10 protein-coding genes are annotated in these 14,042 nt (G+C 36.2%); 4 read left to right on the top strand and 6 right to left on the bottom strand.

What is annotated here, in order from left to right:
- Nucleotides 1–3: 3 nt before the first annotated feature.
- From I5M32_RS03915 to I5M32_RS03900, 4 genes are all read right to left on the bottom strand, one after another.
- Nucleotides 4–3,423, bottom strand: coding sequence for a TonB-dependent receptor (locus I5M32_RS03915; RefSeq protein WP_200584871.1), 3,420 nt, complete (start codon nt 3,421–3,423; stop codon nt 4–6).
- A 186-nt stretch (nt 3,424–3,609) separates the two neighbouring features.
- On the bottom strand, nt 3,610–4,761 hold the full coding sequence (locus I5M32_RS03910) for a FecR family protein (RefSeq protein ID WP_200584870.1): 1,152 nt from the start codon (nt 4,759–4,761) through the stop codon (nt 3,610–3,612).
- A 247-nt stretch (nt 4,762–5,008) separates the two neighbouring features.
- Nucleotides 5,009–5,959: an energy transducer TonB gene (locus tag I5M32_RS03905; protein WP_200584869.1), complete on the bottom strand. Its 951-nt coding sequence runs from the start codon at nt 5,957–5,959 to the stop codon at nt 5,009–5,011.
- Nucleotides 5,960–6,038: 79 nt separating this feature from the next.
- Entirely contained in the window at nt 6,039–7,514 is a 1,476-nt protein-coding gene (locus I5M32_RS03900; protein WP_200584868.1) for a glycoside hydrolase, read from the bottom strand.
- A 470-nt stretch (nt 7,515–7,984) separates the two neighbouring features.
- Between I5M32_RS03900 and I5M32_RS03895 the strand changes: the two genes are divergently transcribed.
- Nucleotides 7,985–8,632: an RNA polymerase sigma factor gene (locus I5M32_RS03895; protein ID WP_200584867.1), complete on the top strand. Its 648-nt coding sequence runs from the start codon at nt 7,985–7,987 to the stop codon at nt 8,630–8,632.
- 130 nt (nt 8,633–8,762) lie between these two features.
- On the opposite strand, the gene I5M32_RS03890 is transcribed toward I5M32_RS03895, so the two are convergent.
- The gene (locus I5M32_RS03890) at nt 8,763–9,998 is read right to left on the bottom strand and encodes an ABC transporter permease (protein WP_200584866.1); all 1,236 of its coding nucleotides are present in this window, start codon (nt 9,996–9,998) and stop codon (nt 8,763–8,765) included.
- Between the two features lie 288 nt (nt 9,999–10,286).
- Between I5M32_RS03890 and I5M32_RS03885 the strand changes: the two genes are divergently transcribed.
- Both I5M32_RS03885 and I5M32_RS03880 read left to right on the top strand, forming a co-directional pair.
- Nucleotides 10,287–11,729 carry an SDR family oxidoreductase gene (locus tag I5M32_RS03885; protein WP_200584865.1) on the top strand — a complete coding sequence of 481 codons (1,443 nt, stop codon included), beginning with the start codon at nt 10,287–10,289 and terminating at the stop codon, nt 11,727–11,729.
- An 84-nt stretch (nt 11,730–11,813) separates the two neighbouring features.
- Nucleotides 11,814–12,242, top strand: coding sequence for a CBS domain-containing protein (locus I5M32_RS03880; RefSeq protein WP_200584864.1), 429 nt, complete (start codon nt 11,814–11,816; stop codon nt 12,240–12,242).
- Nucleotides 12,243–12,401: 159 nt separating this feature from the next.
- On the opposite strand, the gene I5M32_RS03875 is transcribed toward I5M32_RS03880, so the two are convergent.
- Nucleotides 12,402–12,701: a GIY-YIG nuclease family protein gene (locus I5M32_RS03875; protein ID WP_200584863.1), complete on the bottom strand. Its 300-nt coding sequence runs from the start codon at nt 12,699–12,701 to the stop codon at nt 12,402–12,404.
- A 213-nt stretch (nt 12,702–12,914) separates the two neighbouring features.
- Between I5M32_RS03875 and I5M32_RS03870 the strand changes: the two genes are divergently transcribed.
- A complete protein-coding gene (locus tag I5M32_RS03870; RefSeq protein WP_200584862.1) occupies nt 12,915–14,036 on the top strand; it encodes a glycosyltransferase family 4 protein in 1,122 nt (373 codons plus the stop codon).
- The last annotated feature ends 6 nt before the right edge of the window (nt 14,037–14,042 follow it).

Here is a 14,042-nt window from a genome sequence, read left to right as displayed (position 1 = left end):
AATTTAAAAGGAAACATTTAGGCCAAATAAGAAAGTTGTAGAGATAGGGTAACTACCATAGTTTACGCTCCTAACCGCACTACCATCGTTAGATCTTCTGATCTCTGGGTTGCCCTCTTTGTAGGCGGCAATATAAAACACGTTTCTTGCGCTAACAAAGACTTCTGCCTTATCTAATATTTTCTTTTTGAAATTAGTTAGGGTTGTTATATCATAACCAAAGGTTAAGTTCTTTAAAGCTATGTAAGTGCCATCAAATACTTTTTGGCTATTCGGAAACCTGAAATAATTGGTAGCAGTAGCGCTAGTGGCATATTTCTTAGTGCTTGGATCATCACCGGGCCTGTATCTTTCTAAAACATCCCTGCTTACGTTAAAGTTACCATCTAAATTATACATGATTTCTTTACGAAGATCATAAATAGCACCACCTAATTGCCCTGCGAAAATAGTCCTGAGGTTAAACTTTTTATAGTTGAACTGGTTGTTCCAACCGAACATCAAATCTGGGTGTGGGTTTGCCAAGGTTACGTAGTCTGCCGCTACCTCCAACTTCCCATTTCCGTTTCCGTCTAGGTATTTGATTGTACCCACTGCCGCACCAGGATATTTAGGTACATTGGGGTCTGCAATATCTGCTGCGGTAAATAAGCCCAATACTTTTAAGCCAATATACATCCCAACAGGTTGCCCCACTTCTGATTTTGCTATTTGGGTACCATTACCCGCATTTGCACTATAAAATGTTCCGTTAGGTAAGCTGATGATCTTATTTTTGTACCTAGAGAAGTTTAGGCCGGTTGTCCAACTAAAGTTCTTTGTTTTTACAGGTATAGCCTGAATATCTGCTTCAAAACCTTTGTTTTGAACTTCGCCTAAATTACCCCCAACACCACCAAAACCTGTAATTAATGGTAAAGGTACAGAAGCCAATAAACCCGATGTATTTTGTTTGTACATATTGAAGGCCAAACTAACCCTACCTTTCAATAGATCAGCATTTATGCCCAAATCTAGTTGTTTACTTTCTTCCCATGTTAGATCGGGGTTTGGTAAGCCTGTAAGGGTATTCCCTAAAGTAGATACGCCTCCAAAAATATAGTTAGACTGCCCTACAGAACCTAAATAACTATAATTTCCGATGCCGTTACCCTGGGTACTTCCGGTAATCCCGTAACCAACTTCAAACCTTAAATCATTTAACCATTTTATATTTAGGTTTTTAACAAATTCTTCTTCCGTTGCCCTCCAAGCTACCGAAGCTGCCGGGAAAAAACCACCTTGCACATTTCTACCAAATTTTGAAGATATATCATATCTGGCCGTAGCATTTACATAATATCTGTTGTTATAGATATAATTGGCCCTTGAGATATAAGAAATGATGTTGTTTTCTCCGAATGATTCGCCCCCAGAGAAATTACCAACGGTAGATTTATCTACGTTACTGAAAGAAGGTTGCGTTAAATTCTCGTCTAACAGGCGTTGGGCATTTATTGAAGTTACAGTTAACTTGGTATCCTGATAAGTTAAACCTCCCAATAAATCTAATTGGTGCTTATTTTTATTAAAGCTGTAAGTAACCAAGTTATCGCTAATGATATTGCTAAAATCTTGGGAGAATTGAGCTGCCGTAGCACCTATTAAGCGTGGTACCGTTGGGTTTAAACCATCGCCAGCAACCGTACTAGGTGAGAAAGCTTCTGTTCTACTAAGGTTGTTACTATAAGATATTTTTGTTTTAAAGCTTAAATTTTTAATGGGCTTAAATTCTAGATAAGAACCAAATGCCAATTGATTGTTCAATCTTTTTTCTGTTTCTGCTTCTATTTGATAAACGGGGTTAGCCGTCCAGCTTACCAAAAGCGGAGATTGAGTGGTATATACAAAATTACCGTTTGCGTCTTTTACTTTTGCCTCTGGACTTATCCAATAGGTAGAAGTAATGGTAGAATAAGCACTAAACTGGCCAGCGCTAGGGTCATCTGCTGGGCGGTTGGCCAAGGTTCTGGATGGTGCAACGTTTAAACCGAAATTCCATTTTGGGGAAATCTTAAAATCTACGTTAGAGCGAAAAGAGTACCTTTTGATATCGTTACCTATAACGATACCATCTTGGTTTAGATAGTTCCCGCTTACGTAATATTTCACGTTTTCTGTACCTCCGTTTACGCTCAAGTTTTGGTTTTGTTGATAAGCCGTTCTGGTTACTTCATCAAACCAATCTGTACCTACGCCATATTGCGATGGGTTTTGGAACTCTGTGGGGATAAGAGATTCTGGTACGGTTGTATTTGGGTCTGCATAGGCAGGGTTAGTAAAACGGATCCTATCGATTGTTGCTTCTCTTCTAAATTGTGCCAATTCAGTAGCGTTTAAAACCTTGGGTTTTTCAAATTTCATGTAATTAGAAAAACCACCACTAAATGAGTAATTTATTTTAGGTTTGCCAATCATCCCTTTTTTAGTGGTTACCAGAATAACACCTGCGGTAGCCCTAGAACCATAAATAGATTTACTTGCCGCATCTTTAAGTACAGAAATACTTTCAATATCTTCGGGGTTCAATAAAGCTAAGGGATTATTGTTTTGATCGTTGTAACCTTCATAGATCACGTCATCTATTACGATCAATGGTTTATTATTACCAAAGGTGTTGATCCCCCTTACCAATATTTCTGGGCCAGCACCCGGTGCACCAGTACCTTCTCTTATGGTTACGCCTGGCACTAAACCTTGCAAAGCCTGATCAAACGAGGTTACGGGCTGTTTGGTTATTTCTTTTGCGGTTACTTGGGTTACCGCTCCAGATAAATCTTCTTTTTTACGGGTACCGTAGCCTATTACAACCACATCTGATAAAGATTTTACAGATACTTTTAGAGAAACTTTAATTGGGTCTAGGCTTTTTATCAGCACCTCTTGATTTTCAAAACCTACATAGCTAAAAACCAATGTTTGGTTTATATCTGCTTCAATCTTAAAATTACCGTTAATATCAGTAATGGCATTTTTATTTACGCCTTTTACCTTTACAGAAACACCGGGCAATGGTTTTCCATCGTCAGAAGAGATTACCGTACCGCTGATGGTGTTTTGTACAACTTTATCATTAACGGCCAAGCCTTGTTCTGGTTTGGTAATAACAATGGTGTTGTTTTTTATCAAGAAACTAACGGGTTGATCTAAAAAACACTTTTTGAGTACGTTTAAAAATGGTTCATTTTTAGCTACAATACTTATTTTATTAGTGTTTTGCAGCATAGATGAGTTATAAATAAACTCGTATTCGGTTTGGTCTGTCAATAATCGGAAAACTTCTTTTAAAGAAGCGTTTTTGACGTTTAGGTTAACGTTTTGTGCGTATGAATTAGCGCTGACTTGTAAAATGCTAACAAACATTAAAACGGCTATCAATTTCATAGCGAGAAACAATTTGGTTAGGTCACGACAAACAGTATCGCACTTACTTGCAAAATAATTTTTATACATTTGATTAGTTAGGATTAATTGGTGAATAGATTAAAAACCTGACAACGCCTTTAAGGCTAAAATCGGGGGCGTTGGTAGCGTCCCTGATTTATTGTCATTTTAAAATTCTTGGTAATTTTATTTCATGACAATAACCTTCCTCCCTTCTATATTAAATCTGATACTTTTTGTTACTTGCATTAAATTGAGAATTTCATTAATGCTTTTATCTCTAGATATGTATCCCCCAAAACGCATATCGTTAAAGTTCCCATTGTAGGCTATATCAACATCGTACCATCTGGCAATTTGGTTCATGATAACGTGAATATCTTCATCGTTAAACCTAAAATACCCGTTTTTCCAGGCAATAACGTTTTTAACATCGGCTAACTTTACATTTAATTGGTTGTTTTCTAACACCGACTGCTGCCCTGGCGTTAACATTTTAGATTGATTGTTTTTAACGCTTACCACTTTTACGCTACCTTGCAATAAGGTGGTTTTAACAAAATCTTCATCATCATAGCTGTTTACATTAAAATGGGTGCCCAAAACAGTTAAGGTTTGATCTTTGGTTTTAACCCTAAACGGGGCATTGGCATTATGCGCAACTTCAAAATAAGCTTCGCCACTTAACTCTACTTCCCTTTTGTTGCCCGTAAATTTTGTAGGATATTTTAAGGTTGAAGCGGCATTTAACCAAACGTGTGTGCCATCTTCTAAAATAACTTGGTACTGTCCTCCTCTAGGAGTGTATATGGTATTTGTACCTATATCTTCCGCAGAGTTTGAGGCAACCGTTTGATACAATAACTGGCCATCTTTTGTTTTGGTGATTTTTATCCCTTTTTGTTGGATAAGCTCTCCTTTAACCTGATCATCTAAATCAATTTGCTTTCCGTTAGATAGGGTAAGGATTGCCTTGTTGCCCCCCGGTTTTATGATTTGAGGTTGGATCTTTGCCAGTTCTTTTTTGGCAATTATTGGGGTTTTGTTTATGGCGTAAAAATATATCCCAAAAGAAATGGCTATTAAAACGCTAGCGGCAATAGAAATATTTCTAAGGCTAAAAACGTTAGCTCTTTTTTGGTGATGATAGTTTTCAAAATCTTGATAAAGCTGATTGATCAAATTACTCTTGCTGCCGGCTTCTTTAATGATAGCATCGATATTGGTATGGGCATAATCTAAGGAGTGGAACCAATTATCCAGATCTTCTGCTTGCTCTTTAGACAATTCTCCTTTACTATATAAATCTAAAAGATGGCTTAGATATTCTTTTTGCATTTTCTTGTTTTGATAATTGGTTTAGGAGGCCCTTTAATAAGAAATTGAGCGTCTCTAAAAGTAAGACAATCTTAAAAGACAAAACCGTTACTCCAATTTTATTTTTTATTGGAAATTTTAAAATTTCTTAAAAAATTAGCCGCCCCATCCCCTAAGCTAAAGGATTTCTAATGTTCCATATCTAAAATAATTAATTGATTATGATTAGATTTTATTAAGGCTTGATAGGCTTTGCGGATAAAAAACATTAATCTGCCCTATAACTAATGGTAAATATAAACCCATGAGTTTCTGTGGTTATACCCATGTAACTAGCGGGATGCCACTTTTGACGTTTAATATAGTCTAAAGCTTTTTTATCACTATATTCTGAAAGTGATTTTAGCAGCTTAAAATTACTTAGCCTCCCATACTTGTCAATATCAAAGCTGTAAGCAACAGCACCCTCTAAATCATTAGATTTCATGATAACACTTATAGGTTCCCAGCTGTTTTCTCCAAAGTCTTTCATATTTTGCGCCCCATCGAAATAAGGATAGGTTTGAATGTAATCATAGGTTCTTTTATTACCATTTACATCGGTGCAGCTACCGCCTTTAAGTTTCCCGTTTTTGTAAACCTCATCATACTCATTTTTATACCTTTTATCTACAATTTTCCACTTTCCATCCTTAAAACCATTTTTATATGCTCCGTGGTAGGTAGTAAAATTTTGTTCGGTATATAATATTCCGTTACCATACTGGTCTAAAATGTTTTCATTTTTAGTGTTATAAAGCTGATGTGCTTTAAAGTAAGATTTTGTATAGTGGTTAACATATTCGCCTTTGGATAATACACTGCCATTTTTTGCATAGTAAGTGGCTGGCCCCTTGAGAGAGCCCCGGTAATAGGTCAGTTCAGATTTTAATGTCCCATCATCATAGTAATTATTAACTACACCAATATAATTTGGAAAAGGTAGCGATGCCTCAGAAACTTCTCCTGTTTGTTTGAGGTTTCCATTTTTGTATTTCTCTATAATTTTGACCTTTTTTTTAGTAGAATCTGTGTAGTAAATATATCTGGTATAATCGGCCAGATTAGCAGAGTCAACTTCTATATTGTTAAATTTTAAATAGGTAGTGCTATAAAGTTGTTGCCCATGGGTTTTTAAGCAAAAAATAATAAGGATTATAAGTATATAGAGCTTTCTCATAAATAGATTTATTTTTTAAGAAAAAACCCTGTCTTTATCATTTGCTGGTTTAAAGACAGGGAATTAAGGATCAAAGCCTTTAATTGGCCAAGTTTAGTTTTATGGTATTGAGCGATAGGTTTTTGGTAAAAATTACGGCAGCATCTTGTGGGCTTGCAAAAGTAGTATCTTTTAGCAATGCGCCATTATCCAGTTCGCTGGTGGTGGTTAATGTATAACCCGCTATTTTGCGGTTGCCGTTTGTACCCTTAACCGTTATAGAAACATTCATAGGTTTGGTGTTGTAATTAGAATAATCGGCATAGATAACGTTCTGGTTTTTCTTTCTAAAAGCTATGACCTGGGTATTTGGTTTGTTCTCTAAAACATAACCGATCACATTGGAAGATGCCGGTTGGGCCGATGTAAGTTGTTTAAAAGCATAATAATGCTTGTACGGAATTGGCTCTTGCGCCGCCCAAGGGATGCTTAAAAGCCCTCCGGGATGCACCTCTACGTTAGGGTAATTGGTTTCAAAATACCACCAAGAACTTACGCCATTGTTTACCGCCGTACAAAATAGATTGGATAAAGATAATGCCGCATTAAGTGCCTTGCTGATAAAAACCCCATTAAAATTTAAGGCATCGCCCATTAAGGCGTGTGTTTCTGATTGGTAAATGGGCTTGCCATCTGCTTGGCTCATAATGGTTTGGAACAATTCTGGCCGGCCACCATTTTCATACTGATGGGTTGATACAATGTCTATACCTTTCCAAACATCGGGGTGGTTGGTTTTGAAATACTGGATATAATCCAAACATCCTACTGGAGAGATGGTACTTGGCCCCATAATTAAAGGGGTTTTCATATTTAAGGTACTAATGGACGGGTTTGCCAGCATGGCTTTATATTTTGGCACAGCATATTTAAAAACACGGGCAACGGCTTCTTTAGTGTCGCCAGCCAATCCATAATGGTTTTTTCTAAAAGTTCTATCTAGATCTGGCTCGTTAACTACATTTAAAATATCCGTTGCCACACCACGTTGGTAAAAGCCTTCGGTCATTTTATACCACCAATTCGCTACTTTATCATATATGGCAGGGTCGTCTGTGTTAAGGGCTTGCAAGGTTTCTCCATTTACCACAATGTCATGCATCAGATCTGCCGGGAATTTGTTGCCTACTAAAGAAAACTTTAAATCGGGCTGATAAGCCTTGGCCGCTTTAATATAGTTGGCCCTTCTGTCAAAATACTCAGGGTCATCGGCCGGGTATATCTCAATATAATCTTGCAGGTATTGCATATTACAATCTTTGGCGATCAATCTTACAGCTTGGTCTTGTGCGGTAGCGCTCATGCTGTAATGATGCCCCAAGAAAAGGCCAATAGAGACCCCACCTCCCAGAAACTCTTGTTTGTAATCTTCAGAATTTAGAACAAGATTTTGCTTTTCGGCATTGATTACGGGATCTGTGGGCTTTGCTGGCGCACCTGTTTTATCACGAGAGCAACTTGCCAACCCTACTAAAGAGATCAGGGTAATAATAGATTTGATTTTTTTGTTGTACATCTTATACAATTTTTAAATTTTAATAACCATGTTTTTAAATGTGATGATAAACCAGAAAAACACCTTACGTTTTGATCGGTAACCTGAAACAATAAAAACAGCATTTGAAAACGGTTTTCGTTAGCATGAAAAAGACAAATATGTTTTTTATGAATTGGTTAGTTGCGATGCTTAATTAGCTATGTTTAGTATCGCGTTCATTTATATAACAAACAACTCTTCCCTAACCGTTATCTTGTGTTTCATCATTATACAGGTTTCGCATCGATAATTGATGTTGCGGGTTATTTTTTTAGGGATAATTAGTGCAGGTTTAATGGCCGTTCAGTTGTCCAATTATAGGTTTGTTCACAAAAAGCAAAAATTTAAAAAACCTAAAAAATTACCATCATCAGTAAATTTTTTAAGCAAAATGAAAATTTGTTTTGTTTAATTTGGCTTTTATGAATGGTTGATTTACTAACTTCTATTTGATTTTTAGTTTAATAAACCTCATATTTATCACACCAATAATTAAACTTGTTATAGAAATCTTAGAAAACCATAAAGACGATGAACTTGTATTGCTTTGGAAAAGCGGTAATGAAAACGCATTTTCTGAACTTTACAAGCGGTATGTTTTAAAATTGATGGCTATTGCAGTTAATAAAACGCCAAGTAGAGATGATGCCGAAGAGCTTGTGCAAAATTCGTTTTTAAAGTTTTATCAGCATAAAAACTCTTTAGAAGATAAAACCTCTGTGTTCGCGTTTTTATATGTGATCTTAAAAAACCAAATCCTCAACTATTATAGAAAACAGGCAGTACACCAAAAATATGAAGCTTATATTTCTGTAAACGGAAAAGCTGAGGATAATTCTTTGATAGAGAGGATAGAGACCCAAGATCTTGAGAAGCAGATAGAGAAAGCTATTGATCTATTACCAGAAAAATGTAAAAAAGTGTTTCTACTAAGCAGGAAGAAAAATTTATCTAATAAAGAAATTTCAAAGGTTTTAAACATCTCTGAAAACACCGTAGAGCAGCACATGAGAAAAGCCTTAGGCAGGTTAAGGTTATCTTTAAGGCATTTTTTATACCTTTCTTTTATAGTTTCTTTATGGAAAGATATTTTTTAATTGGTTACGGTATTAATTTAAGTTTAAAACAATCAGTTTAAAATCTGCCAGTTTTAGAGAATACCCTTTTTAGTTAACCTAATGCCACTTAAAATAGCCACCGTTTATTTTCATAAATTCTGTTTCGGCTTTATTCATAACGTAACGCCTCTACGGGATCTAATTTAGAAGCCTTTGATGCCGGTATGATCCCAGAGGCTAAACCCGTACCTATGCAAGCTGCCAAGCCAATAAAAATCCAAAGCCACGGGATCAAAAAAGATGCCCCCATGGCTATTGCCAAAAGGTTTCCCATTACAATCCCTAAAAATATCCCAACTCCTCCGCCAATCAAACAAATTACGATAGCCTCGTACAAAAACTGTTTTCGTATCAAACTAGGGTTTGCCCCAATTGCTTTTCTTACCCCAATTTCACGTGTCCTTTCTGTAACAGAAACCATCATAATGTTCATCAAAGCTATTGCAGCACCCAATAAAGTGATAAAACCGATAGCAATACCAGCTATTTGAACAAATTTTAAATTATCTATCAACGTCTCTGCAATGGCATCACTTTTCGTTATCTCAAAATTGGTGTCCTCTTGGATATTCAAATTGCGTATTTTCCTCAACAAAGCAGTAGCTTCTCCTGTAGCTATATCCATTTGTTCTGGATCATTTACCAATACAGAAATAGTATAAGTTGGGTTTGGGTTTGCCATAATTTGCCTCCCCTTAAACAAAGGGATTACACAAACCTTATCTCCGCCAAAACCCACGCTCGATCCTTTTTTAGCAAAAACACCTATTATCTTAAATTTTGTACTTCCAATGGTAATGATCTTATCTATCGCAGATCCATCATCTGAAAAGAATTTCTGCTTAATCTCGTCTCCAATAATAACAACGCTAGCCCCAAATTCCATTTCGCTGTTAGAGAAATTTCTCCCTTCGGCAATTTTATAACCACCCGTAGAAACATAAGCTGCATCGGCCCCTAAAACAGAAATATTAGGATTGGTTTTTTCGTTTTTATATTTTACGGTTGAGGCAAAGCTCACAAAAGTGTTTACAGAAACCATAGATGGCATATTAAAACGCTCCTTAAAATCCATTGCCTCTCGGTAGGTAATTACCGGCCAGCTTTTGGGCCTATTCCCTTTTCCGCCGATCCTAATCCCGGTACCTCGGTTGCGTATGGTAAAAGAATTGGCACCCATACTTGCAAACGTATTGTTTAGCGAACCTTTTATGGCATCTATAGAAGTTAAAATGCCCACCAAAGCCATTAAGCCAATCGCAATGATCAAGGCCGTTAAAAAAGTCCTCAATTTATTGCTCTTGATGGCGTGTAGGGCAATTTTTACTATTTCTATATTCTCCATTTAATGTTGCTAGATGCTAAAAATACAAATTGTTTGGTTAAGACAAGTTTAACCTACAAATTGTTACATCCGCTCTATTTAAAAATGAGATGTTGGCCCTTGAACATAATTATTTGGGCATTTTAACACTCCGCCACCTGGCGGATATATCTTTTTTTGCTATCTGCCTAATGGCCAGTAGCAAAATAAGCCTGCCCGAATTACAAGCAGAGATGCCTTTCCAATAGTTAATGCACTTATATTATGGCACCATATAAAACCCAAACCTTAAAAATTTGTTAACCTTTTATGAAGATTCTTCTTACGGGCGCAAACGGTTATATAGGCACAAGGTTACTGCCTTTGTTGTTGGCAGCAAAACACGAAGTATATTGTTTGGTAAGGGATAAAAGAAGGTTTAAAGAAGATACCGGTTTAGATACCCAAATTAAAATTGTTACCGCCGATCTGTTAGATGAGGCATCTTTAGAAAATTTGCCGAAGGATATAGATGCCGCATATTACTTGGTACATTCTATGGGGAACGCACATACAGATTTTAGGGCCTTAGAAGAATTATCGGCCAATAACTTTGTGAATGCTTTGTCAAAAACAAACTGTAAGCAAATTATTTATTTAACGGGCATTGTTAATGATGAGGGGTTATCAGAACATCTAAAATCGAGATTAGGGGTAGAAGGTATTCTTAAACAAAGCAAAATCGGGCATACTTTTTTAAGGGCAGCAATAATTATTGGTTCTGGTAGCGCATCTTTTGAGATTATTAGGGATTTAACCGAAAAGTTGCCCATAATGGTGGCACCAAAATGGTTGCGCACAAGATGCCAACCCATTGCCATACGCGATGTACTCTCTTATTTAAAAGGAGTTTTAGGGAACTATAAGGCTTTAAACCAAACCTTTGATATTGGAGGCCCCGATATTTTAACCTACAAAGAAATGCTTTTGGGTTATGCAAAAGCCAGAAAATTGAAAAGATATATCTTAACAATTCCGGTGCTTACCCCTAGGTTATCTTCTTATTGGTTAAATATTGTAACCTCTGTTAACTATAATATTGCCAGTAGTTTGGTAGAAAGTATGCGTAACGAAGTGGTTTGCCAAGATGATAAAATCAAACAAGTAGTACCCATGAAATGCTTTAGCTATCAAGAAGCTTTAAAACTGGCATTTGTTAAAATAGAACAAAATTCCATTGTATCTAGCTGGCGAGATGCTTTAAACAAAGGTTACCTTAACACCTCTTTTATGGATCAGGTAAAAGTGCCACAAAATGGCACCTTAAGTTATAAAGTAAAAAGAGAATTTAAAAAGGATTCGGCCATCGTTTTAGATAATATTTGGTCTATAGGTGGTAAAAGAGGCTGGTACTATTTAGATTGGTTGTGGAATTTACGAGGATTGATTGATCAATTAGTTGGTGGCGTTGGCACCAGAAGAGGCAGGAGGAGCGGAAACCAGATTGCAGCTGGCGATGCCCTAGATTTTTGGCGGGTAATTTTAGCGGATAGAAAAAGTAAAAGATTATTGCTTTATGCCGAAATGAAACTGCCCGGAGAAGCTTGGTTAGAATTTAAGCTTGTAGAAAGACATGATAAAAAATTTTTAAGCCAAATTGCAACCTTTAGGCCTAGCGGCTTATGGGGACGTGTTTATTGGTGGTTAATGTGGCCATTCCATCTTTTCATTTTTAACGGTATGGCCAAAAATTTGATCAAGTACAAAGCGTGATCAATGGTTTAATGGCCAAAAATTTAAGAATTTTTGATTTCTGGTTTATTTTACCTTAATTTATATACACCAAAATACCTGATTATGATTGCAGTACACCAAATTTTATCTCAAAAGGAAAGTAGATTAATTACCGTTTCTCCTGATGCTATGGTTTATGAAGCCCTAGAGGTCATGAATAATTTTAACATCAGCGCAATCATGATTGTTGATGAACAACAGCTTAAAGGGATTTTTACCGAACGTGATTATGCCAGAAAGGTTGTTTTAAAGGGTAAATCTTCTAAAGAGGTAAAGATTTCAGAAGTGATGACAAGCAACCCAGTAACGATCAACCCAAATGATAGCTTAGACCATTGCATGAAACTGATGACAGATATGCACATTAGGCATTTACCCGTTAAAACCGATGGAAAGCTTACAGGTATGGTATCTATTGGCGATGTGGTAAAATATATCATAGAAGATCAGAAACAAACCATCAAAAATTTAGAATCATATATAAATAGCTAATAGCCTGAGTTTGATAATAAAAAAACTTTAAAATTAGCAACAACATGGTAAATGAATTTCAGGTTTCTACCTTAATTTAGGATCCCGTTTTTTAACGGGCAGGCCTCTCTCTATCGTCGGGCTAACGGGTTACATAAGGAACTCGCAACCCAACCAGTACTAGCATAAACCAATCCCTTCGTTCAAGAATTTCCAATTCCGATTAAAATCATTAATCAACGTTTCCTTTTTTTCCCTCCTCCATTTTTTCAATCCTTTCTCTCGATAAATGGCTTCTTGGATAGTTGAGAAAAATTCATAGCAGATGCGTATTCTATATTGTACCGGGGCCGAGAAACTGCTTGGATATTTGTGGTTAACATGTTCCAACAATCGGTTGTATAAACCAGAAGTAACTCCAACATATAGGGTGGTTTTGTTTTTATTTGTAAGGATGTAAACGCAACCCCTTCTTTTCATAATTAAAATAGGGAAATATTTTTAATACCACGAAACGTCATATCTATGCGCCGGAGGGCGGAGATATATCCGCTAATTTTAATTCTTATTAAGTTACATCCTTAAAAAAATAATAATATTTTTACACCTTATAAAAAAGCGCACTCTTTCCAAAACAAAAATTGGGACTGAGGAAGCGGAGCTGTGTTTAAGCAGCTGCAACATTGATAAAGATTGCTACCTAGCCCAAATAAAAAAATCCTCTTTGTTAGCCTTCGTTGTTTTAACCTTACCGGCGGGATAGAAAATGTTTGCAAGAATATCTGCTATCATTACAATCAAGAACACTTAGACGCACAGATAGCTTTTAGCATGATTTCTCTTTATGATCATTTGCCTGATGAGCATTATATTGAATCTAAACTATTTAAGGGATTTGAAGGAAGGAGAATTTCAGGTTTTTTTTCCTCGATAAAATCTGGAATACAACAAGATTTGGTCATTTTAAGCCATATCAACCTATCTCCAATCGGTTTGATGATTAAACTATTAAACCCTAAAACCAAAGTGGTGCTTTGGGCACACGGTATAGAAATTTGGCGACCAATCAACATCGTTAAAAAAACATTTTTAAAGAAAGTTGACCAAATTATAGCCGTTAGCCGTTTTACGGCAACAAGTGTAACAAGCTGGCATCACGTAAACCCAGAAAAAGTTTTAGTGATCCCTAATTCTTTAGATCCATTATACCAATTCCCTGAAATAATAGACACCAAAGAAAAAGTTTATGGGCAATACCATTTAAAAAAAGAGTTCCCAATTTTTATGGCCGTTTGCAGGATCAAAAGCAGCGAAAAAAACAAAAATTACGATCAAGTAATACAATGTTTAGCGCAGATGAAAAAAGGAGGTTTGCCTGCCTATTATTTTTTATGTGGAAAATATGAAGAAGCAGAATTAAACCGCTTAAAAAAATTAGCAGTATCATTAGATTTTGTTGAAAACCTAATGATGCCCGGTTTTTTAAGTAACGATGAAATCATCAATATCCAACAAGCCGCCGATGCTTTTGTATTGCCGAGCGATAAAGAAGGTTTTGGACTGGTATTTATAGAAGCGCAAGCCGCAGGTTTAAACGTATTATCAGGTGATAAAGACGGGAGTGTTGATGCGGTTATCCCAACTAAGTATAATAAAACGATCGATCCCCAAAATATTAAAGAATTAACATCGGCCTTGACAGAGTTTTATAAAAACCCAAGCTCATATTCTGAAAAAGTGCTTTTACAGAAAGAATGTAAAAATCTTTTTGGATACCAAAACTTTCAGAAGAACTTAAAAACCTACATCAATTAAAACAGC

The sequence above is a fragment of the Pedobacter segetis genome, from assembly GCF_016623585.1.
Classification (GTDB): Bacteria; Bacteroidota; Bacteroidia; order Sphingobacteriales; family Sphingobacteriaceae; genus Pseudopedobacter; species Pseudopedobacter segetis.
Note: the sequence above shows the minus strand (reverse complement) of the source record. Positions and strands in the feature narration are given on the sequence as shown.